The sequence below is a fragment of the Natronospira bacteriovora genome (assembly GCF_030848495.1).
GTDB classification, from domain to species: Bacteria; Pseudomonadota; Gammaproteobacteria; order Natronospirales; family Natronospiraceae; genus Natronospira; species Natronospira bacteriovora.
This window is the reverse complement of sequence record NZ_JAVDDT010000006.1, coordinates 28,182-50,469: the sequence shown is the minus strand read 5'-3', so window position 1 is coordinate 50,469 and position 22,288 is coordinate 28,182. Positions and strand designations below refer to the sequence as shown.

Below are 22,288 nucleotides of genomic sequence, written 5' to 3'. Positions count from 1 at the left end.
TCAGAAATATTTAGGCGACGAATCGTCTCAAGCGTCCCTCAGGAGAACGTTGGCATTCAGTCGTTTAGGAGAGGGGAATAACTTATGCGTTCCTTTAGCAGCGAAAGAATCTATAGGTCCTGATATAGAGAGGTATCGTGGCCGCCCGTTTCTCGAATACAAGGCAAAAGTCATTGATCGCATTGAGCGCGCAGTTGAAACGGCGCGTTCGCGCGGGCTGAGTCAACTCGTCATCTCGTCGGAGCATTTATCATCAAGGCTTATATGTGAAGGAGATATCTCTGATTTGCGAGAGATGTTTCCGAAGGAAGTCGAATTTAAGGTAATTGTATATCTTCGTCCGCAAGTGGAGTTAGCGCTTGGTTCGATTGCTGAGAGCGTCAAAGCAGGCTCTTCGAATACATCTATTTTAAGACCGTCAGACATGAGGCATGGCAAGCCCTACCAGCTGCCATATTTCGATTATTCCGAGCTCTTGGGAAGGTGGGAGAAAGTATTCGGTTATGACTCGCTCATTGTAAGGAGTTACGAGAAGGCGCAACTGTATCAGAATGATGTGGTCTCAGATTTTCTTTTTGCAATTGGGGAAAAGGCTGCCGCAGATAAAATAGTCCCTGGGCGCCTCGGAGAAAATAGACGGTTGTCGCCGGAAGCAATTCATGTGTTAGCGGCAGTTAACAAGTACGTGAACGACAAAAAAGAGCGCAGGTTTTTGATGTCGGAGTTGGAAGCGGTAGATGATTTCTGCACTGGTTCTGTTCTCCCGGATGAGATTGTCGAAGAATATTTGCAATATTTTGAACATAGTAACCACCAAGTGGCTAAGCGCTATCTTAATTCGGATAGGCTATTCTCGGATGAGAGCGTGCAATATCGATCCTTTTCAGTAGATATGTCGAAACCGGAGGCAGATCTGGTCGCACGATTTCTAGCCAAAATTATCCACAGGCGTTTCGGGAGTTGATTTCGGCAATCGCATAACCGGGAGCGAAGTTAATGAATGGCGTAGAAACAGTAATTGAAGAAGACGTGCGACAACTTTTATCAGAATACAAGTCCTGTTCAAGCTCTGTATATACACTTGTCGTGCGCTGCCTAAGCCGGTCGACTGACGCTAGAAGTTTATTTGACTCTGTCAATTCAGATCGGGCTGCCGACGTTAATGAGCTTTGTGCTCGTTTTTTAGCCGGTATGCTAGATCTGAGTAAGCCTGTTGTTGCAGTCGTGTATCACCGGCATTCGTGGTCGCAGATAGGCGAAGAATCCTTACGTTCGATGCGTTTAGCGGGGATTGAAGTGTTGCCCATTTTTTGGGCGGATGGCCCGAAGGCGCCTGCGTCTTTTATTCCGGTTAATAAGGCGATATTAAAGCATTGTGGCTTCATTCAGTTGTGTGTGGGTACAAATCTACCTCGTTGGTTGAGCCTTGGTGAGGATGGTTTCCCCGAGATTCCTGTCCTCAATATCGATCGGACCGCTAGGACATTTTTTGACCCAGAGAATAGCAGTCAGCGCCATAAGCTTCCTCTCATGGTGAAGTGGGGCAAGTATGTTGTTTCACCAGTCAAAATACCTGAAACTCGATCGCGAAAATTTGAATTGACAGAGATTAAGATTCCAGAAGACCTGCTTCGGGGGCGCAAGGTTTGTTATGTGCTGCCATTGGTTCCTAATAAGCTTACACGTATGCGGAGGCTGTCGAAAAGCCGGCCGGACCGGGACCGCAACGTCATTCTAGTGTGTCCCTCAATATCCAATCTCCCACAGTATTTTTTGAAGGAGAATGGTCGGGAGATTGTTGAAGGATTGATTCAGCGTTTTCCAGATCACACTGTAGTCTTGAGGCCAAGGCCGGAGGATCGGACCAACAGGGAGATCGAAGAGCTGCAGTCCAGATATAGTTGCACCGGAAGATTCTCGTTGGATTTAAGCGACGACTATGTGGAAACATATTCACGAGGCTGCGTTCTTATTACGGACCGATCATCAACTGGGCAAACATTTGCGCTTGGCACAGGAAGGCCGTCAATTTCGTACCCATTCGGTGGTGGTTTTGACGGCATTGGAATTGAAGCGCTAAGAGATGTCGGATGCTTTAGAGTCAATTCAGTGGAAGAATTGCTTGCCGCGGTTGAGCGACTTCTTGTTGAGGCCGCAGGCGTAGAAGAAATGATAGACGGCGTTTTTTCGTCGCTCTATTCCGGGCATAGGTCATTCGATGATGCGTTTTTAGAGTATACGTTCGCTGCGCTTCGCAATGACGTTCACGGAGATTGGTACGAGATCACTATCCCTCCAGAAAATATCGCACCTTCAACGTTATTAGGTTATGAGGAGTCGATTGAGAGCGTGTTGAGTGCCGGCTGGGTTAATTCAGATATCTATGCCCTAGATATCGCCGGCCGCTATCTCGATATGCTTAAAACTCAGAATAGACCAGCTCCGGAATGGCTGCTTGAGAAAATGGCGCGGATTTATAGCGATGCGTTTTCAAGGGATCATTCAACCTTTTCGGTAATCGGGCGTCCAATTAAGCTGGCTCTTCATAATTACGAATGCGGGTTTTGGACGGAGCGCGTGAAAGCTGCGTTCGGCGTATGCTGTGAAGCTGTCGCGCGTCGAGGATATGCGCCGGTTGTCGACGAGTTAAGGGCGGTTGCGGCTGGTCGTCCCCATGCGATGCAGATTCTAAGCGACCAGCTGGGCCGATACGGGCTTATAGAAGAGGAAGGTTTATGAGCGGTCATGATGGCAACAATGCCGGTGTTATCTGGATCACTGGCTTATCAGATTCTGGCAAAACAACTGTTGGTAGGTTGCTCGCAGATCGCCTGCGGTCTTGTGGTAATTCTGTTGTGCGTTTGGATGGGGATGAGCTTAGGAGGATTTTTGTTGGATCAAAAGGGTATGACAGGACGGCTAGATTACGATTGGCGTATCAATATTCTGGGTTATGTGAGGTATTGGCGGAGCAGGGTCACGTTGTTGTGATATCGGCGATAGCAATGTTTGAAGAGATTTATAAATGGAATCGGTCTCAGCTGCCGAATTATTTTCAGGTATATTTGAAGACGCCAATGTCAGAGCTCCGTCGTCGTGACACTAAGGGAATTTATGAGGGTTTTGATCGAGGGGAAGAGAAGGATGTGTATGGCTTAGATCTGAAGGCCGACGAGCCAAAAGAGCCTGATTTCCTGGAAGAGTTTCAATCGGATCGTACGCCGAAGATTGTCGTTGAAGACATTTTGGATAGTTGGTACTACGCCCGAAAGAAGGAGAAAGGCTGCGAATTGGTCCGGAGTTAGCTGCAAGGAAAACGCGAGTGTTCTTGTGGATGTAACGGGTGAGTTTCGTTGAAACTAAGATAGGGTCTACTAGGTGTGTTCTGGTTTGCTCCCTATTTAGAGGCGGTGCGTCTCGAGCGGATATTCCGTTTGCGACGCAAGTAGAATGCGTGCTGCAGAGGGTTGATGTTACGGGTCAGAAAAGCCGCCCAGATGAGGGCGAGCTCGCGTGAACCGCTCTAACAAATATTAGACTGATTCATCGTTGGACGTAAATCTTTCTATGGGGTGGATGAAGTATGGAGATGCAAGTGAAGAAGGTGGCGTTAATCTCAGGTGTTACTGGTCAGGATGGGTCTTATTTGGCAGAGTGGCTTCTGTCAAAAGGTTATGAGGTTCACGGCATAAAGCGCCGTGCATCATTATTTAACACAGATCGTGTGGATCATATATATCAAGACCCGCATGAGGTGGATCCAAGGTTTAGCTTGCACTATGGCGATTTAACTGATTCTTCGAATCTTACACGAATAATTAAGCAGGTGCAGCCAGATGAGATTTATAATCTTGGCGCGCAAAGCCATGTTGCAGTAAGCTTCGAATCACCCGAATACACAGCCGATGTGGATGCTCTTGGGGCGTTGCGTATGTTGGAAGCAATCAGGCTTCTGGGGCTTGAGGAAAAGACCCGATTCTACCAGGCATCGACTTCTGAGTTGTATGGGCTTGTGCAAGAATCGCCACAGCGAGAGACTACGCCTTTCTATCCGCGTAGTCCTTACGCAGCTGCGAAGCTGTACGCATACTGGATCACGGTAAATTACCGGGAAGCATACGGGATGTATGCCTGTAATGGGATTCTATTCAATCACGAATCTCCACGGCGTGGCGAAACATTTGTGACCCGAAAGATTACTCGCGGTCTGGCCAATATTGCGCAAGGTTTGGAGGATTGTCTTTACATGGGCAATCTGGATGCGCTAAGGGACTGGGGTCATGCGAAGGATTATGTGCGCATGCAGTGGCTTATGCTTCAGCAGGACGAGCCCGAGGATTTCGTGATTGCCACCGGAGAGCAGTGTTCGGTGCGCGACTTTATTCGGATGTCAGCGTCAGAAATTGGCATCAACCTGAGGTTTGAAGGCTCGGGTGTTGATGAGAAAGGAATTGTGGAGAGCGTTACAGGAAATGACGCGCCTGGGGTCAAGGAAGGCGATGTCATCGTCTCCGTCGATCCCCGGTATTTCCGTCCAGCGGAAGTCGAGACTCTGCTGGGCGATCCGACGAAAGCGAAGGAGAAGCTGGGTTGGGTGCCGGAAATTTCGGTTCACGAGATGTGTGCGGAAATGGTGCAACACGATTTGGATGAAGCAAAGCGCCACGCCTTCCTGAAAGAAAACGGCTATGACCTGCCGATCAAGGTTGAGCGGTAATGGTGGACAGTGACAAGCGGATATTTGTTGCCGGACACCGAGGCATGGTTGGCTCGGCGATCGTGCGTGAGCTCGAGCGGCGTGGTTATGGGAATATCTTGACTCGGTCCAGAGATGAGCTGGACTTGCTGGATCAGAGGGTAGTGCGGGCGTTTTTAGAGTCCAATGAAATCGATGAAGTCTATCTCGCGGCCGCCAGAGTTGGCGGTATTCATGCGAATAACACCTACCCGGCGGACTTCATTTATCAGAATCTGATGATAGAGGCGAATATCATCCACGCGGCGCATGAGTCTGGTGTGGATAGGTTGCTCTTTCTGGGGTCGTCATGCATTTATCCAAAGCATGCGGACCAGCCCATGCGTGAGGATGCGCTGCTGACGGGGACATTGGAGCCCACCAACGAGCCGTACGCGATAGCCAAGATCGCCGGCATCAAGTTGTGTGAAAGCTATAATCGCCAGCATGGCCGGGACTATCGCAGTGTCATGCCGACGAACCTGTATGGGCCCAATGATAATTTCCATCCGGAAAACAGTCATGTCATCCCCGCATTGATTCGTCGCTTCCATGAGGCGGCGGAGAGCAATGCGGACGAGGTGGGGGTCTGGGGTAGTGGCAAACCCATGCGCGAATTCCTGCATGTTGACGACATGGCTGCCGCCAGCGTGCATGTGATGGAACTCGATGGTGAAACCTATCGAGCACACACTGACCCTATGCTTTCGCATATCAATGTGGGCACCGGCGTGGACTGTACGATTCGCGAGCTGGCCGAGACCGTGGCGAAGGTGACTGGTTTCAAGGGCCGGCTCACCTGGGATACCACCAAGCCCGACGGTACACCGCGGAAGCTGATGGATGTCTCCCGCCTGAGGGCCCTGGGCTGGGAGGCATCGATTGGCCTGGAAGAAGGCCTGCGGGATGCCTACCAGTGGTTCCTCGAAAACCGGGGGAACATTCGGAGCTGAGCATGTATCTGGACTCCGCCACATTCCGCAGCGTGGTGGCTGGCACGCCGCTGGTATCCATGGACCTGGTGGTGCGCAATCGGCGGGATGAGATTCTGCTGGGCATGCGTAGCAACCGCCCGGCCCGGGGGTATTGGTTCGTGCCAGGCGGGCGGATCATGAAGGGCGAGCATTTGGATGAGGCCTTTCGCCGCCTGACTGGCGAGGAGCTTGGCGTGCCGTGCGACAGGGATCGGGCCCGCTTCCTCGGGCTTTTCGAGCACCACTACGAAGACAGCGTGTTCGGCGCTGAGCCGAGCACCCACTATGTCGTTCTGGCCCACGAGCTGGAACTCGATACCCTGCCGATGGAATTGCCGGATGACCAGCATTCTCGCTACCGTTGGTGGTCGTGGCAGGAGGCCCTCGAGGCAAAGGATGTCCATCCTTATACACGCGCTTATATTGAATCGCTGGCGGCAAACCGCGAAAGGAAAGATCGCTGATGGGAACTGTCCTGGTCACCGGCGGCGCCGGTTATATTGGCTCGCACAATGTAAAGTACCTGCTCGAGCGGGGCCATGATGTGCTGGTGCTGGACGATCTGTCTGGTGGCTTTCGCGACGCCGTGCCCGACCGTCTCCTGATTGAGGGAAATATTGGCGATATCAGGCTTCTAGACAAGGTGTTCACCGAGCACCGAATTGATGCCGTCATGAACTTTGCTTCCTTCATTGAGGTGGGTGCCTCGGTGAAGGACCCTTCCAGCTATTTCCGCAATAACCTGGGCAATACCCTGGTCTTGCTTGATGCCATGGTGCGCCATGGCGTGAAGAAGCTTGTGTTTTCCTCAACGGCCGCCATTTTCGGTGATCCGGAGTACACGCCCATTGACGAGGCGCACCCCAAGGCGCCGATCAATCCCTACGGCCGCAGTAAGTGGCTGGTTGAACAATTGTTGACTGACTACGCCTCTGCCTACGGGCTGCAGAGTGTCTGCCTTCGTTACTTCAATGCGGCGGGGGCCGATCCCGATGGAGAGCTGGGCGAGCGGCATGAGCCGGAGACGCATCTGATCCCCATCGTCTTGCAGGCGGCATCCGGTCGGCGAGAGAGTATTGCCATCTTCGGCGAGGATTACGACACCGAAGATGGCACCTGCGTGCGGGACTATATCCATGTTCGGGACCTGGCTCAGGCCCATTGGCTGGCGCTTGAGTACCTGGAAGCGCATGGCCGGAGCGCGGCGTTCAACCTGGGGAATGGCAATGGCTATTCCATCCGCGAAGTGATCGAGACGGCCCGGCGCGTGACGGGGCGCGATTTTCCGGTGGAGTCCGGGCCGCGTCGGGCGGGGGACCCGGCGGTGTTGGTGGCGGATAGCCGGCTTGCGCGTGAGGAACTGGGTTGGCGGCCCGAGCATGCCGAGCTGGAGGAGATTATTCGTCATGCCTGGGCCTGGGAGCAGCAAAAGGGTAAACGCTGGTAGTGCTTTCGCGGTTCTTCCTGGGCAATGCCGGGGGTAGGTAGAATGCCAATCTTGTGCTTGCTCGGGAATGCTTGCCGTGACGCGTGAATTCTCACTAGACGATTCGCCCGCTCTTTCGGTGGATTGTTCCGTCTGGCTGGATATGGGGCAGTCGGATGCCGCGCTGGATGCCTTTGGGCAGTTGGCCTGGCTGTCCATGCTCTTCCTGTTGTTTCAATCACGCGGATTGCGCGGGGTGGTCTGTCTCGAGCGTGAGTCCGTGGCCGATGAGGTGAGGGAGGCGCTTGAGATGCCTTCGCTCGCCCGGTGCTTGCCGGAGATTCGCTGCGTTTCCGGTGGTGGGCTCCCGGATGTGGGGGCGGAATTCGTGGCCGTGTCTGATGCCGGGCGTCTTTCCGGCAAGTTGCTGGGGGCATTTTCCCGTTTTCATCTCTTCCCGCGTGGATTGCCCGTGGCGATCGATCCGGTGCTTTATTTCGAGCTGACGAGTGGCGAGCGCTCGTTTGATGGGCTGGCCGCCGTCTGTGAGCGTTTGTCGGTGTCGGGCGGCCGTGAACGGGTGGCGTCATGGATAGCCGGACTTCGACCGGCCCGGCCCCGAGTCGCCTTGTTGAGTTCAATCTTTAACGGCGACGAATTTCTGGATGGCTTTCTGGCCAACTCGGCCGCAATGGCGGGCTATGAGGACTGTGAGCATTTCCTGGTGCGGGCCGGATCCCGGGGCCATGAACACGGGGCCCTGCTGGCCCATGCCCGGCGGCATCCGGCCAGTGTGTATATCAACCTGCCGCGTGACCCGGGCTTGTACGAGACCTGGAATCTGTGTGCGCGCCTGGCGACGGCGCCGCTGCTCTCCAATGCCAATATCGATGACCGGCGGGCGCCCGAGCAGGTCTCGCACCTGGCCGCGCGTCTGGAGCAGGATCTAGGTGTTGATGTGGCCAGCGCGGCCCTGCGGGTGACCGAAACGCCCAATCTGGAATGGGCGGCGTCCGAGGGGCTGCCGGTGTGGTTTGGTTCGGGGATTGATGCCGCGTATTCGGTGGGTGAGTTGTTCAAGTCCACATCGGGGGGGCTGGCCTCGCGCAATATCCCCCATTGCCTGCCGGTCTGGCGTCGGCGTCTGCATGCCTTTCATGGTTATTTCCGGGAGCGACAATACGGGCCGTCGGCGGACTGGGAGTTCTGGTTGCGGGCGGGGGCCGAGGGTGTGTGCTTTACCCATGACACCACGCCGTTGGGCCTGTACCTGAAACGGCCGGATTCCTATTGGCGGGCCAACCCGGAGGCCAGCGCCTTTGATCAGCGAATCGTCGCCCGTTATGGGGCCCTGGCGGGCCGGGGTGATCGCCCGCCGCTTGCCGGGCCGGGCTGGCCGATGGCCCTGTGGGTGCGCGAGCTGGAAGCGCTGGCGGCGACCGGTGCCTGTCTGGAGCTTGTGACCCGCTTGATTCACGGCGGCCATCGTTATCTGCGGGGCCGGGCCGGAGATGCTGCCCGGGAACTGGTGGAAGGGCTTGGTGCGCGTTACCTGGGCATGGCCGGTTTCGTGGACTGGTTGCTGGACGATCCCCGTCACAGTGCGGCCAAGATTCGCGACCTTGGCGGCGTCCTGGTGTGTCTGGTGGATGTGCTGCATGCCTGGCGTACCACGCCGGACGAAGGAGAGGAACGCGAGGGTGCGGCGCTCATCCTGCGTGATGCCCTGGTGGATCTGTACAGCCAGAGCGGGGATGTGCGGGCGTTGATTGGCTTGGGCCTGCTCAAGCGGCGCCAGGGACGGTCGTCGGCCGAGAACGGCCTGTTGCGGCACGCCCACGCGGTGGATGAAGGCGCCTTCTGGTCGGGTTTTCAGGATGTGTATCGATTCGAGCGGCCGCTGGATGAGGTCACCGCCCGGGTCGAGAGCGGGCTGCGTGTGTGGGACACGGCCGAGACCGCTCCGGCGCGGTTGTGGTTCTGGCCCGATTTTTCCGAGGCCAATCCCTATCAGCGTCTGCTCTATCGCGACATGGTCGCGGCCGGGACGGTGGTGGAGGGCCTGGATTCGATGGAGGCCATCGACGCCCTCAGTCCGGACGCCGACGGCGCTTGTGTGCTGCACCTGCACTGGATTCACCCGGTCCTGACTGGCGATGATCCGGCGGCAGTGGCGGCCAGCACGCGCCGCTTTCTGGCGCGGCTTGAAGCCGCCCGGGCGCGCGGTGTCGCCATCTGGTGGACGGTTCACAATGCCTTGAGCCATGCCGGGCGCTGGCCGGAACAGGAACGGACGCTGCGCCGGGAGCTGGCCCGTCTGGCAGACCGGGTCTATCTGCATCACCCCATGGCGCGGTCGCTGCTGGACTGGTTGCCGGAGGAGGCCCCGCTGTGGCTCTGGGAGCACCCCAGTTACCCCCGGCGCACCATCACGGATACCGAACGCCTGCGTCTGCGGGCGTCCCTGGGTCTTTCGCCCGAGGATTTCGTGGTTACGGCCTTTGGCAGCATGAAGGATTACAAGGGCCTGGAGCAGTACCTGCCCGTGTTCCAGCGGGTGATGGAGCAAAACCCCTGCTTCAAGCTGGTGATTGCCGGCAAGCTCGCCTCCCGCGCTGCCCGCCGGCGACTGAAGGATCTCCCGGCCGGGCAGCTTGTCGTTGACGACCGTTTTATCCCCGAAAAAGAGCTGGCAGGCATCATCCAGGCGGCGGACTACGCGTTTCTCTGCTACCGCGCCATCCTCACCTCCGGCTCCCTGTTCCAGGCTTTCTCGTTGAGCGTGCCGGTAATTGCCCCGACACTCGGCACGATTCCCGCCTATGTGGTGCCGGGCTGGAACGGCTACCTCTATTCCAGCGGCGGTGCGCTGGAACGGCTGCTCGCCCTGCGCGCCCGGGATGATGCCGATTTCCGGTCTGTTTTGGCTCGGAATGCCCTGGGCACTGTACATGCCGCGGAACGGACGGGATGACGGTGGCTTGATCCTTCTCAGCCTAATGGAGAGGCCAGCTTTTCGAGTTTTCCGGTGTCGAAGGCCGTGATTCGGACAATTGAGTCCCGTTGTTCTTCATCGAGATAACGGGCGGGCGAGTAGCCTTTGTCGGGTGACAGGTTTTCCTTGAGGAAGCGGCTGAGATTTCTTGCGTCTGTTCCCTTGAAGAGTCCATTGGCAACTCTCAGGCATTCAACCGCCTCTTTGGTCAACGACGGGTTCAGGTTGCTTGCGTTGCGGATGAGGAGCTCATTCGGGCGCTCCCGGCCGAGCAGCGCTTGCCATATTGCTGTTTCCCTGTCGCGGAATGCGTCGTAGGGCCATATCGACAGCCGTTCCTTGCCAATGCTCTGACTGAGTCGAGTGAGGACGTCTAGCCATGAAAGGGCGTTGATGTCGATGTCTGCGAACCATTCATCGAAATGGCGGGTTTCTTTTTGTGTATGGATGCATTGCAGGTAGCAGGATTCGATGAATCGATCCATCGAGCGGTAGGAAAAGAAGAACTCCATGTTGTCGATGCCGAAGGCCTCGTCAAGGATGGAGAGGCCCCGCTCCAGCTCGTCGTAGAGCCTGGGTGTCTGTGCCAGGTTGTAGGTGCCCAAAATATTCTCGTAGGACAGGATAATGCTTTTTCTGTTGTTGGCTTCAAGGCCATTCGGGAGTTGTTCAACGAGATCACGGAGTGCGGTTACGAGCTTCTTGCGATTGCCGTTCCGGTTCTCCCATGCCACCTGCCGGATCCATCCCCGCATCCGCCGGGCGGTTTTTTCGTTCGCCCAGAGATCGACAAAGTGAATGCCGTGCCGAGCGAGGCGAGAGCGGTTTCTCCGCAGCCGGGACTGGATATAGGTGGTTGCCGTCTTGTGGGCGCCCAGATGGAAGCGAATAACTGGCTTTGGCATGGTTGGGATCTAAAACAGGCTGTGAACCGATGCTGGCAGGCTGCTTTTGCGATGTGCCCGCCCAATCGGCACGTGAATTGAGCTCGTATTGTACCCGAGCACTGCCTGCCTCGCGTGGCTGCGGTAGCCGTGGGTCTCGGGGGACGCGGAGGTGATCCTCCGGCCGATTTCCTGAGATACCCGCAGCGCGTATAATGGCTGCCTTTATCGCCATTGACGGCGATTTTCTTGCCTTTTCACGGTAAATCAGGGAGTTCCATGGGAGTGGAAGCCGTTCTCACCGCCGGGGTGGTGCTGGGCCTGATGGGCCTTTTGATGTTCACCCGCCTGCCGGTGGATGCCGTGTTCGTGGGCGCGCTTACCCTGCTACTGGTGGCCGGCGTGATTTCGGCGGATCAGGCCCTGTCGGGCTTTTCCAACGAGGGTCTGGCCACGGTGGCGGTGCTGTATGTGGTGGTCGCGGGCCTGCGGGATACCGGCGCCACCCAGTGGCTGGCGGCCCGCTTGCTTGGTCGGCCCCGGGGCGAGGCCGGGGCCCAGGCGCGGGTGACCTTGCCTGTGGCCGGTTTTTCGGCCTTTCTCAACAATACTCCAGTGGTGGCGATGATGATCCCCACCATCAGCGAGTGGGCAGGGAAATTCGGCCTGCAGCGCTCCAAGCTCCTCATGCCACTCAGTTATGCGGCGATTTTGGGTGGGGGCTGCACGATTATCGGCACCAGCACGACCCTGATCGTGAATGGCTATCTTCTGCGAGACGAAGTCCACGAGGGCCTGGGCTTTTTCGAGATTGCCTGGGTGGGGCTGCCGGTGGCGCTGGCGGGGCTGGTGTTGATGCTCGTTGCCGGGCGCTGGCTGTTTCCCGCCCGCGAGTCGCTGTCGCGCCAGGTTCGGGATGCGCGTGAGTACGCCGTGGAGATGCTGGTTCAAGGCGAGGGACCTCTGGTCGGCAAGACCGTCGAAGAGGCCGGCCTGCGGCATCTGGCAGGTTCCTACCTGGTGGAGATTGATCGGCGAGGGGATCTGATCCCGGCGGTGGCGCCGGATGAGCGCCTGGAGGCGGATGACCGCCTGGTCTTCGTGGGGGTGCCGGACGCGGTGGTGGAGCTGCAGAAGATTCGTGGCCTGGTGCCGGCCACCGACCAGGTGTTCAAGCTCGATGGGCCGCGGGCCCACCGCACCATGGTCGAAGCGGTGGTCTCCGAGACCTGCCCGCTGGTGGGCAAGACCATCCGCGAGGGCCGATTCCGCAACCGTTATGACGCGGTGGTCATTGCGGTTGCCCGTGGCGGGCGGCGGTTGAAGGAAAAGCCCGGCGATATCCGACTGCGGCCGGGGGATGCCCTGTTTCTGGAGACCCGGCCGGGTTTCGCCGACAAGTATGGTTTCTCCCGGGATTTCTATCTGGTCAGCCAGATTCAGGATTCCAGCCCGCCCCGCCATGAGCGCGCCCTGCCGGCGGCGTTGATTCTGCTGGGCATGGTGGCGGCGGCCACCACGGGCCTGCTCTCGATCTTCCAGGCGGCCCTGCTGGCCGCGGGGGCCATGCTGGTGATGCGCTGCACCACGGCCAGCGTGGCCCGCCGACAGGTGGATTGGCAGATTCTGATCGTGATCGGGGCCGCCTTCGGTATCGGCGCGGCCCTGCAGGAAACCGGCCTGGCCCAGATGGTGGCCGGGGCCGTGGTGGGCATGGCCGGCGGCAGCCCCTGGGGGGCGCTGCTGGCGGTTTATGTGGTCACGGCACTGTTCACGGCAGTGATCACGAACAACGCCGCCGCCGTGCTCATGATTCCCATTGCCCTGTCAGCGGCGCAGTCGCTGGAGGTGAGCTTCATCCCCTATGCGGTGACCATCATGATGGCCGCCTCGGCAAGCTTCATGACGCCCATGGGCTACCAGACCAACCTGATGGTCTACGGGCCGGGTGGGTACCAGTTCAACGATTACATCAAGGCCGGGTTGCCCATGACCCTTCTGACGGGGCTTGTGGCGGTGGGGGTTATACCGTTGGTTTGGGGGTTCTAAATTCAAATATATCTCGCGCAGAGACGCTGAGACGCTGAGGGGAAAAGAATTGTAAGGAAGGGGGGAGGTTGTGGATGAGAATGCCATTGGGACTCAGGTGATTGGGGCATCGATTAGGGTGCATGAAGGATTGGGGCCTGGATTGATGGAGAGTGTGTATGAGACCGCTCTCGCTTTCGAACTGGAAGAAGCCGGGTTGTCCGTGAAGCGGCAGGTGCCGGTCCCGATCGTTTATCGGGGGATTGAACTGGAACAGGCGTTTCGCGCCGATTTGATAGTGAACGATAAGGTTCTGCTTGAGCTGAAGTCCGTGGAGACGATAACGCTGACCCATCGAAAGCAGGTTCAGACGTACATCAATCTGATGGGTTATCGCCTGGGCTATTTGCTGAACTTCGGCGCACCAGTTCTCAAGCGCGGCATCGTCCGCTGCGTAAACCGACTGCCAGAACCAGGGGTCACAGCTACAGACTGAATTTCTCTGCGTCTCCGCGTCTCTGCGCGAGACCAAATGTTTTTTGCATTTAACCAGGAGTTGGATTGTGAGTGAGTCGCATTTGATTGAGCCGCATGGTGGCAAGTTGATGGATTTGTTTGTCGGTGAGGACAAGGCCGAGGCTTTGAAGAAGGAAGCCGTGGATTTGCCTTCTCTGGATCTCACCGATAGGCAGCTTTGTGATTTGGAGTTGATGCTGACCGGGGGCTTTTCGCCGCTGGATGGCTTCCTGCGCAAGGCGGATTACGACAGTGTGGTGGAGAAGATGCGGCTGGCGGATGGAACGGTCTGGCCCATGCCCATCATGCTGGATGTGAGCCGGGATTTTGCCGAAGGCGTAAAGACCGGTACGCGGATTGCCCTGCGTGATGGCGAGGGCGTGGTCATTGCGATTCTGAATGTCGAGGACGCCTGGGAGGCGGATCGGGAGAAGGAGGCCGAGAAGGTCTTCGGCACCACCGACAAGGCCCATCCCGGGGTAGCCCATTTGCTGGAGAACACCCAGCCGGTGTATCTCGGCGGCCGGGTCGAGGGCCTGGAAGCGCCCACGCATTACGACTTCAAACACCTGCGTGAAACGCCGAAGGAGCTGCGGGAGCGTTTCGCCAAGTCCGGCTGGAACAAGGTGGTGGCCTTCCAGACCCGCAACCCCATGCATCGGGCGCACCAGGAAATCACTTTACGGGCCGCGCGGCAGCTTGAGGCCAATCTGCTGATCCATCCGGTGGTGGGCATGACCAAGCCCGGGGATATCGATCACTACACCCGGGTGCGTTGCTACGAGCATATCCTGCGTCGATATCCGGAGCAGACCACCCACATGAGCCTGCTGCCGCTGGCCATGCGAATGGGTGGGCCGCGTGAAGCGGTGTGGCACGCCATCATCCGCAAGAACCACGGCTGCACGCACTTTATCGTTGGCCGTGACCATGCCGGGCCCGGCAAGGGCTCCGATGGCGAGGATCTCTACGGGCCTTACGACGCCCAGGAGATGGTGGAGGAATACGCCGAAGAGCTGGGCATCGAGATGGTGCCTTTCCAGATGATGGTGTACGTCAAGGAACGGGCTGAGTACGCGCCCATTGACGAAGTGAAGGACGACGAGACGGCGCTCAAGCTTTCCGGTACGGAAGTGCGCCGACGGCTGCAGGAAGGGCTGGATATTCCGGAGTGGTTCTCCTATCCGGAAGTGGTGGAGGAGCTCAGAAAAACTCATCCGCCCAAGCACGAGCAGGGCCTGACGGTCTTCTTCACGGGGCTGTCTGGCTCCGGCAAGTCCACCATTGCCAATGCCCTGATGGTGAAGCTCATGGAACAGGGGGGGCGTCGTGTGACCTTGCTGGACGGTGATCTGGTCAGAAAGCATCTTTCCAGCGAGCTCGGCTTCTCCAAGGAGCACCGGGACATCAATATCCGCCGGATCGGTTATGTGGCCAGCGAGATCACCAAGAATGGCGGTATTGCCATCTGTGCGCCGATTGCACCTTACACCCAGACCCGTCGTCAGGTGCGGGAGATGATCGAGCCCCTGGGTGGTTTCGTGGAAGTACACGTCGCCACGGCACTGGAAGTCTGTGAAGAGCGGGATCGCAAGGGTCTCTATGCCAAAGCGCGCAAGGGCATCATCAAGGAATTCACTGGCATCAGCGATCCCTACGAAGAACCGGAGAACCCGGAGCTGCGGATCGATACCGCGGATTGTTCGCCGGACGAGGCGGCCAACCGGGTACTGCTGAAGCTGGAAAATCTTGGGTACTTCAAGTGAAATGACGGAATGAGTGGTTGGCCGCCATGGCGGGTGCAGCCCGCGATGGCGGCCGTTTCGATGTAACGCTCCTCCGGAGAGCCCGGTAATGAAGCTATTGGAAGCAGTCCGTGCGTTTCTGAAATGGCTTGGGGACGTACTGGGTGTATTCATCAAAGCCCGGCCGGCCACAACGCTGACACTGATAGGCGCTCATGGCCTGGCGCGGGTTTGCAGCATTCTGGCCTTCTTTATTCCGCTGAAAGTGATTCTGCTGGCGGGCTCACCGGGTGTGCCGCGCTATTTTCGCTTCTTTGTCGATCCTGACCTTCGGATGGAGTGGATTATCGGCCTATCGATCGCGGCCGTGGTCTTCTACCTCATGACCCACGTGCTGGAGGTCGCCGTTAAGCGCCTGTCCGAGAAAGGAAGTATCGACATACTCCAGGAGGCGAACGAGATAGCGGTCGTTAGCCGACATATAGACGCCGCACGAGATTACTACTCTCGATTTGGCGGTGTTGCCTCCAATCTAAGCTTTAGCCTGCTGTTCCTGGCTCTGATCAGTGTACTGATCCCGGGGGTCGCTGCAGCGGTTGTCGCATTGCTAACCCTTCAGTTTGGCTTCACTGCGGCTGTTCTCCGCTTCCTTGATTCTTCAAGACCACGCGGTCTTTCCGGCTATATCGTTAATTTTTCGAAGAACTATTTGACGATTCTGTCGGCGATGGTGTTCTTCCTGGGCTTCGCCGTCATCCTGTATCCTTATCTTGTGGGAGATGGCCCCAACATTCTTCTCTCTCTTCTTTCATTCTTGCTGCTAAGGCAAGCACTGACAAGCCTGCAGAGTGCCGTTTCAGATTCGATTTCTCTGCATGAGGAGAGGCTCACGGTCAATGCGCTGGTCTTCAGGGATCAACAGCTAGAGAAACAGGAGGCGAAGCTGAGCCGAAGCCTGCGGGAGTTGTTCGACAAATCGCAACGGCAGGACAGAGTCAGCCACGAGTTGCAGCGTATCGAGCCGGAGCTACATGAGCCGGACGTGCAATGGGAGGATTCTTCCATCCCCAGGGTCAACACTTTCCGGATTTTGGTCGAGGATGTGCCAGGCGAGTTTCCCGGCCAGCTGCAGATGCAGGTGTTTCCTGAGAAAGAATCCCACAAGCTGGAAAACGAGGATTTTCTGTTCAAGCATGTGCCTCGTGAAGCTCTGAACTCCCCGCCTGTTTTGAGTCGTTTCGAGATGCCGCCGTTTCAGGCCCAGATCTGTGATTACGGTAACGGTGAGCCGTTGAAGCAAAAAGATTTCCGGAGTGCCAACCTAAAGCTGCGGGAGGCTATCTGGTCGGTATCGCCTCCGCAGGCGCTGTCCGAGGCGTTCCGCACCTCCAAACGGTTGCTCCATCAGCGCCTCAATGATGACTATGTCCAGCGAATCAGTGTCGCTGTTGATACCAGTGAAGACGAGCAGATTTATAAGACATTGATAGCGGATCTGGACGTAATCCGCACGCTCCTGTCGAAGTTGCCCATGCAGATATTCAACCCCGATCTCAAGCCGGGGGCTGTCGTCCAGCGATCCGATGGGGGGCATTACGTAATGAGCTGGACAAAATGGAGCTTGGAGCCAGTGGGCGTCCCCGTCCCGAGAACCGCCAAGCGTGCGGACATTGAAGGCTTGATCGAACGGATGCGGGGAAGGCGATCGGATATCCCGGACTGGTTTACCGCGGACCACATTCATTTAGCCAATGATTCTTCGATCATGGAGAAGATGATTGGTCAGGGGAAGTACCGCGCCGCCATGGCTGCAGCTGCGCGAATCATCAAGAACCCGTGTCTCAAAGATGTATCATGAACGTGTTATGCTTGAATCGAATCGGAAGACCTCGTTGTAGGGCAGTTCTTCATCCATGGCCGAGAAACGTTTGTACCACTCTTTTCCTGAGAACTCTCTGGCGATGCCCACGTTCTTGATCGATACAGATGGGTTGAATCGTTTCGGCCTCGGTGGAGAAGTATCTTTGGTATCGATCCATTCGAGAATGTAGCGTCTAAGCTTTTCGTCTTCCAGGAAATGCTCGAAAGAAATGGGCAGAATTCGCGAGCGATCTGCAATCTGACGCCCGCGGTCATTGAACCGCTTGACCGTATTCCAAATCTGTTTCTCAAATACCTTGGGCGTCTCTCTCCTTCTCGATTCCAATCGTCTAGCAGCGTACTGATCTGGAAGATTCCTTTTGACAACAATTGATTTCGCACCTGGAAAAAGATTTAGCACATGTATCTTCGGTGTCATTATGGCGTTGTCGAGAAGACCAAGCTCCCTGCCATGGAGGTGCCAAGTCAACAAATCAGTCACCAATCGAGATAAACAAGTCAGAATACCCCCTAGATGATTCTGCTGGGACATGGTGTTGAGTGACGAGCTAATCATTTCGACCAGTGCGGCACTTTCGATCCCTCGTGCGCTACATTCACCAAGTAGTGACACAGGATAGACACGTTCACTTTTTCCCTTGGTGTTATTGCTGTCGAGGAGACCGAGAAGTCCGGTTTGTATGAAATCTGCAAAGCGCGGGGCAGAAAATATACCATCCGGCCAAATCTGGGCGAGTGAGGTCATCGGTATCTTGGTTCGTCCCTGAGTCCAGACCAGCTCCTTATCGGAAACTCGAGCCACTTCGTCGTGATCTTCCAGGAAGGCGGTGACGGCACCCGATCCGGACCAGCCGAAGCCAGAGACAAATATGAGGCGGCTGGCATCTACATGATCGGTTGTTGGGAAGTCATGTGAGCGTAGCCGTGTTTTGTGGAACCGGTATGCCGCTTCAATCGTTTTCACCGAATGCTTGAGGAGCTGTTCGACCTCGCTCTCATCCAAAACCAAGTCATGCCGCTCATACCATTCAAGAGCGGTTTTCTTCAGCGTATGCCATTCAATTCGCTCAGGGTCACGCAGCTCAGCAGAATCCACCCCTGACTTCGATACCCACCAAGCATGGCGGAACCGCTCATAAATTCGCTGCTTATGACCATCTGATGGGATCTCGGCGCGTTGAAAAAACCTCTCTGCTTTTCGAAACTGGCCGAGTTCCCAGAAGGCGCGTGCGATGTAGAAAACTGAATTCGAATCGAGGAGGTGAGGGTGGTGCTTGTAGGTGAGATCAAGTTCGTCTGTGATCTCCTTCCAGCGACGACTACGATAGAGCAGTTTCATCTTCCAGTCTATCGCCTGTTTGAGTTCTTTGGTGTTACTCGTATGCGAGACGACAGAGGTCAGAAACTCGATGGCTTCGATCGCCGCTCGATTGCGAGTGAATGCCTCGGCTTCGTCTGTAACCCCGGTGAATGAGTTGTTTAACTCATTAAGGGCTTTGATCTCTTTTCTGCCGAGCGTTGATCTAGCCCGCCAGAACTCAGTGTTCATCGGGGCCGGAACTTTTTTGCCATTAGACGGAAAGAGTTTTGTGAGCAATGATTGCATGGCGAGATTAGTCCGTTAATCTAGAGTCACGACCAGCTGCTTGTTGCGCCGCCAATGTTGGCCTTGCACCACTCGATCTCTTTCTTGAAATACTCCTCAAGTATTGCCCTGATGTCTTCCGGCATTTCGCGCTTCTTGCCTTTGGATTTCCTGTTAAAGTCGCTGTCGATCGGTATCTTTTCAGCGGCTGGCGTAGCGCCGAGATATTTTAGGATTTCTTGCCGTGAACTATCCGGATGATCCCGGATGTCATCGAATAGCCAGGTCAGCATATTAGGGTAATACTCTTTCCATCGAGTAATGGTCTTGCTGGGAAAGGAGCGTGCCATCACATTATCGCGTTTCAGGAACTCCATGAAGCGGTCGGCTGTAAGCTCTGAGAAAGGGAATGTCTTGTCTTCTTTCTCGAGCATGCAGTAGTGACTCCATACTCGGCTTATTGGGTCCCGTACAATAAAAATAATCTTCAACGCTGGAAGCGCTGATCTGATCTGTTTGATTTCGTTCTTCCGGAGAATCGAATAAGCCGGCGTGATATCGCCAGTGATCTTCGTTCCTGACATCTCAAACAGGCGGAGGTAGTCATCTAGCGATTGGGACTCAGAATCTGCAAGTCGTTTTGCACGGATCAGAAAGTCCTTGTCCCTTTCGTCCAATGGGCGGCCGGCCTGTTTCTTTCTGCGTTCATTGACCTTGGAGAGGTCATTGAGTGCATTACGGTAGATTCTTTCATAATGCTGTGTGAAGTGTTTTGTGAATCGTCCGTCAAAGAAATGCAGTTCCTTGATCGGGGGCATCCAGAAGTCGGGGTGCCATTGTAGCTGGTCATAGAGCCAGCGGGTGCCTGCCTTCTGGGCGCCAATGCACAAAAAATCGGGTCCTATCACGGTCATGCTCCCTATTTAAAAGACTATTTGTCCATGAACCTTTCAAACCGGGCTTGCAGGCGAGCAGGCGCGCAAGTCTCATCGACAAAGCGCTGGCCGGCCTCGGCCTGGATCCGGTATGCATCCGGATCATTCCATAGCTCGAAGATGGTGTCCTCCACAGCTTCCGGCTCGACGCAGATTGCCGCATCCCCGAAGCAATCCCGGAACGATGGCGAACAAATCACGGGCACGCCAGCCGCCATGGCTTCGGCAATATTGCGGCCGAAGGCTTCAATCGCATCCTCGTGGATGTAATGCAGAAAGAAGTCCAGATTTGAGACATATTCCGACACCGGGACTGTGTCGAAGTCGTCCACACGCCAATTGGCGGGCTTTTCCCCGAGCTGCCGGATCGCGGTTGTCGCGCCGCCCATCAGGTGCAGCTTAACTTTCCCGCCTGCGCAATAGGCTGCAGCGGTGGCTTCCGCTGTGGCAGGCCATTTGATCCACTGATCCCGGCAATGCCGGCCCGCCACGGGCGCCGGGCGCTTGTCACCGCGCCATTTCGGCTCCCGCTTGAGGTGGGACAGGTTCAGCATGGGAATCCAGTCTTCCTCCGCGATCGGGCCGCAGGCGGGGTCGGCTTCCAGGAGTGAGCGGATAACGGGCGAGATCGGTATCCAGGTGCCCGGCTTTCCAAAGGCGTCTCCGACAGCGGCCTGGACCGCGCTGGGCTCGTACATCTCATTGGGGCCGCTTCGGACGCGCTGGGCGGACTGGTTGGCGAGAATGGCAATCCGCTCGGCATTGACCTCCGGGATCCGGTCCGGCTTATGCATCATTATCGGCGGGTGGTGGATCAGCAGGAGTTGACAGTCCGCTGTTTCCCCGTGAGCCAGGGTGACGATCCCCAGCTCCCGGCAGAGCTGGGTGATCTTGTTGTTGGCCGCATGCTCATAGGTCAGTTCATAGCGTGACCAGGGCAGGATTGCCACCTTGAGGCCCATGCGCGTGAATTCGCGCATATATTCCAGATTGCAGTGCGTGGTTCCACCCGGAAGCCGAAAATCGGAAACCAGGATAACGTCGAATGACTGGCGGCTGTTCGGGCCATAGTAGGAGATTCCGGGGACCGGGAACGGATCGGTTTGCGACCGGCGGCTCTTGCGCAGGTCGTCGCCACTTCGATGCCATTCTCGGAAGTGGCGGACATACTCGTGGCGGGAGCCAAAGCGATTTGTCCAGATGCTGGTCGCCGAGGAAGCGGTGAGGTTGTTGCCGTCAAAGAGCGAGAAAGACAAGGGGACGTTGGTGTGAATCTTCTTCACCGCGTGGGCCCCTTCCAGCGCTCTCAGACGCTCGACGAACTCCGCGTCCGCGGAAAAGCGGACGCTGTCCCAGCCGCCCATTTCCAGCGCACGCTCGCGCTTGAGCATAAGAGCGGAATAGTCGTTGTGAATGATCGGAACGTGAGGGCTGTCCAGACGGGGCTGGGCCACCATCTCAGGGTCAATGCGGACGCGGAAGCTCATATTACTGAGCGGAGCGTCTTTTGCGAGCTGCGTGAGCATCTGGGTTTCGATTTTCTGTGGATGGGCCCAGTCATCAGCGTCGTTGACGACGACATAATCGCCACTTGCGTGCTGCAGGGCGGTATTGCGCGCAACATAGGCGCCGCCGTTCTGCTCCTGCCTTATGCCCACGACCCGGGAATCCTCGGCCATGAGGGACTCGATGATGCGCCATGTGTCATCGGTACTGGCATCATCGACAATCACGAGTTCCAGGTTCTCCCAGCTCTGCTCAAGGATGCTGCGGGCAGCCATCCCGAGGTTGTCCTCACCGTTGTAGGCTGCCATGAGGACGCTGACTTTGACCGACATATCTTCCGGACGCGGAACCGGGTCGGCTGCTACCAGATTGTTCAGGCGCAGCCCCCTGTCCGCGTCACGCAGGCCAATCCCCGCGAAACCAGCGGCTCGCAGCGGGCGGTTCATCCAGTCCAGGTAGGCGCGATGTGCGTCTTCGGCGGGCAGGTCACCGTTGCGAGACTCAACTACATAACTGGAGGCCATGGCGGCGCAGGCATGGCCGTCATTGGGTTTTCCATGGGTCAGGGTCAGGTCCAGCAGGTGACGGGCCTCTTGGATACGGCCGAGCGCCAGCAGACTGTGAACGGAGATCAGGCGGACCCGATTCTGGCGGCCGAGAGAAGGGCTGGCGGCCCGAACCATGGCAAGCCGATCCAGCGCTTTTTCATGTTGATCGTCGGCGGCATAGAATCGTGCCAGGCTCAAAGCCGCGTTAATCGCCTCGGCGGGTGTTGAGGTAGGTGAAAGACGCAGGATCTCAAGTTCGTCCGTGGCAATTTTGGAAAATCCCCCCCAAAGCTTTGTGTCCAATGCCGAGGCCTGGGATGCCGCAGCTCTGGCCGTTTTGGGAGGGCGTCGCCAAAAAAGGGGTTCTCCACGGGTCAGGCGAACGAAAACGCCGTACAGGCCCTTAGGCAGCATGGCCCGCAGGCCACGTTTTACCGGATTCGGAACAACCTGCAGCAGGAATCGTGCGGATGAGCGCGCTATTGCCATTTCAGGGAGAGACCTTTTGCTTTTAAAACAGTGTGTTATCT

16 protein-coding genes are annotated in these 22,288 nt (G+C 56.7%); 12 read left to right on the top strand and 4 right to left on the bottom strand.

Translation table 11 applies throughout. The features are described 5' to 3' along the window. The first annotated feature begins 49 nt into the window (after positions 1 to 49). The 8 genes from RBH19_RS09690 to RBH19_RS09655 all read left to right on the top strand — a co-directional run bounded on the left by RBH19_RS09690 (position 50) and on the right by RBH19_RS09655 (position 10,109). Complete coding sequence (locus tag RBH19_RS09690; RefSeq protein WP_306728646.1) at positions 50 to 964, top strand: hypothetical protein; 915 nt, start codon at positions 50 to 52, stop codon at positions 962 to 964. 32 nt (positions 965 to 996) lie between these two features. Further along, entirely contained in the window at positions 997 to 2,739 is a 1,743-nt protein-coding gene (locus RBH19_RS09685) for a hypothetical protein (protein ID WP_306728645.1), read from the top strand. Beyond that, complete coding sequence (locus tag RBH19_RS09680; protein ID WP_306728644.1) at positions 2,736 to 3,305, top strand: adenylyl-sulfate kinase; 570 nt, start codon at positions 2,736 to 2,738, stop codon at positions 3,303 to 3,305. The genes RBH19_RS09685 and RBH19_RS09680 overlap by 4 nt, the downstream gene beginning before the upstream one ends. A gap of 290 nt (positions 3,306 to 3,595) precedes the next feature. Beyond that, complete coding sequence (gene gmd / locus RBH19_RS09675; RefSeq protein ID WP_306728794.1) at positions 3,596 to 4,717, top strand: GDP-mannose 4,6-dehydratase; 1,122 nt, start codon at positions 3,596 to 3,598, stop codon at positions 4,715 to 4,717. Next, positions 4,717 to 5,688: a GDP-L-fucose synthase gene (gene fcl, locus RBH19_RS09670; protein WP_374728970.1), complete on the top strand. Its 972-nt coding sequence runs from the start codon at positions 4,717 to 4,719 to the stop codon at positions 5,686 to 5,688. Before gmd ends, fcl begins: the two co-directional genes overlap by 1 nt. A 2-nt stretch (positions 5,689 to 5,690) precedes the next feature. Beyond that, positions 5,691 to 6,173 (top strand): GDP-mannose mannosyl hydrolase, encoded by a 483-nt coding sequence (locus RBH19_RS09665; protein WP_306728643.1) that lies wholly within the window; start codon positions 5,691 to 5,693, stop codon positions 6,171 to 6,173. Continuing rightward, on the top strand, positions 6,173 to 7,156 hold the full coding sequence (gene galE / locus RBH19_RS09660) for a UDP-glucose 4-epimerase GalE (RefSeq protein ID WP_306728642.1): 984 nt from the start codon (positions 6,173 to 6,175) through the stop codon (positions 7,154 to 7,156). Before RBH19_RS09665 ends, galE begins: the two co-directional genes overlap by 1 nt. A gap of 76 nt (positions 7,157 to 7,232) precedes the next feature. Then, a complete protein-coding gene (locus RBH19_RS09655) occupies positions 7,233 to 10,109 on the top strand; it encodes a glycosyltransferase (RefSeq protein WP_306728641.1) in 2,877 nt (958 codons plus the stop codon). 17 nt (positions 10,110 to 10,126) lie between these two features. Here RBH19_RS09655 and RBH19_RS09650 read toward each other — a convergent pair whose 3' ends face one another. Further along, positions 10,127 to 11,035 carry a hypothetical protein gene (locus RBH19_RS09650; protein WP_306728640.1) on the bottom strand — a complete coding sequence of 303 codons (909 nt, stop codon included), beginning with the start codon at positions 11,033 to 11,035 and terminating at the stop codon, positions 10,127 to 10,129. A 258-nt stretch (positions 11,036 to 11,293) separates the two neighbouring features. Here RBH19_RS09650 and RBH19_RS09645 point away from each other — a divergent pair, with 258 nt between their 5' ends. The 4 genes from RBH19_RS09645 (at position 11,294) to RBH19_RS09630 (ending at position 17,161) form a co-directional block, all read left to right on the top strand. Beyond that, on the top strand, positions 11,294 to 13,063 hold the full coding sequence (locus RBH19_RS09645; RefSeq protein ID WP_306728639.1) for an SLC13 family permease: 1,770 nt from the start codon (positions 11,294 to 11,296) through the stop codon (positions 13,061 to 13,063). Between the two features lie 70 nt (positions 13,064 to 13,133). Beyond that, positions 13,134 to 13,538, top strand: coding sequence for a GxxExxY protein (locus RBH19_RS09640; protein WP_306728638.1), 405 nt, complete (start codon positions 13,134 to 13,136; stop codon positions 13,536 to 13,538). Positions 13,539 to 13,605: 67 nt separating this feature from the next. After that, entirely contained in the window at positions 13,606 to 15,324 is a 1,719-nt protein-coding gene (locus RBH19_RS09635; RefSeq protein WP_306728637.1) for a bifunctional sulfate adenylyltransferase/adenylylsulfate kinase, read from the top strand. An 88-nt stretch (positions 15,325 to 15,412) separates the two neighbouring features. Continuing rightward, positions 15,413 to 17,161, top strand: coding sequence for a hypothetical protein (locus RBH19_RS09630; protein ID WP_306728636.1), 1,749 nt, complete (start codon positions 15,413 to 15,415; stop codon positions 17,159 to 17,161). On the opposite strand, the gene RBH19_RS09625 is transcribed toward RBH19_RS09630, so the two are convergent. Genes RBH19_RS09625 through RBH19_RS09615 form a run of 3 tightly spaced genes read right to left on the bottom strand, consistent with a single transcriptional unit; the run spans position 17,156 to position 22,247 of the window. After that, complete coding sequence (locus RBH19_RS09625) at positions 17,156 to 18,790, bottom strand: tetratricopeptide repeat protein (protein ID WP_306728635.1); 1,635 nt, start codon at positions 18,788 to 18,790, stop codon at positions 17,156 to 17,158. The genes RBH19_RS09630 and RBH19_RS09625 overlap by 6 nt on opposite strands. A 26-nt stretch (positions 18,791 to 18,816) precedes the next feature. Next, on the bottom strand, positions 18,817 to 19,677 hold the full coding sequence (locus tag RBH19_RS09620) for a sulfotransferase (RefSeq protein ID WP_306728634.1): 861 nt from the start codon (positions 19,675 to 19,677) through the stop codon (positions 18,817 to 18,819). Positions 19,678 to 19,700: 23 nt separating this feature from the next. Beyond that, positions 19,701 to 22,247 carry a glycosyltransferase gene (locus RBH19_RS09615; RefSeq protein ID WP_306728633.1) on the bottom strand — a complete coding sequence of 849 codons (2,547 nt, stop codon included), beginning with the start codon at positions 22,245 to 22,247 and terminating at the stop codon, positions 19,701 to 19,703. Positions 22,248 to 22,288: the final 41 nt, after the last annotated feature.

Excerpts from the sequence above, each read along its gene's own strand:
- RBH19_RS09685 (WP_306728645.1), top strand. The coding sequence starts at position 997 with ATGAATGGCGTAGAAACAGTAATTGAAGAAGACGTGCGACAACTTTTA.
- RBH19_RS09680 (WP_306728644.1), top strand. The coding sequence starts at position 2,736 with ATGAGCGGTCATGATGGCAACAATGCCGGTGTTATCTGGATCACTGGC.
- fcl (WP_374728970.1), top strand. The coding sequence starts at position 4,717 with ATGGTGGACAGTGACAAGCGGATATTTGTTGCCGGACACCGAGGCATG.
- RBH19_RS09665 (WP_306728643.1), top strand. The coding sequence starts at position 5,691 with ATGTATCTGGACTCCGCCACATTCCGCAGCGTGGTGGCTGGCACGCCG.
- galE (WP_306728642.1), top strand. The coding sequence starts at position 6,173 with ATGGGAACTGTCCTGGTCACCGGCGGCGCCGGTTATATTGGCTCGCAC.
- RBH19_RS09650 (WP_306728640.1), bottom strand. The coding sequence starts at position 11,035 with ATGCCAAAGCCAGTTATTCGCTTCCATCTGGGCGCCCACAAGACGGCA.
- RBH19_RS09645 (WP_306728639.1), top strand. The coding sequence starts at position 11,294 with ATGGGAGTGGAAGCCGTTCTCACCGCCGGGGTGGTGCTGGGCCTGATG.
- RBH19_RS09630 (WP_306728636.1), top strand. The coding sequence starts at position 15,413 with ATGAAGCTATTGGAAGCAGTCCGTGCGTTTCTGAAATGGCTTGGGGAC.
- RBH19_RS09625 (WP_306728635.1), bottom strand. The coding sequence starts at position 18,790 with ATGCAATCATTGCTCACAAAACTCTTTCCGTCTAATGGCAAAAAAGTT.
- RBH19_RS09615 (WP_306728633.1), bottom strand. The coding sequence starts at position 22,247 with ATGGCAATAGCGCGCTCATCCGCACGATTCCTGCTGCAGGTTGTTCCG.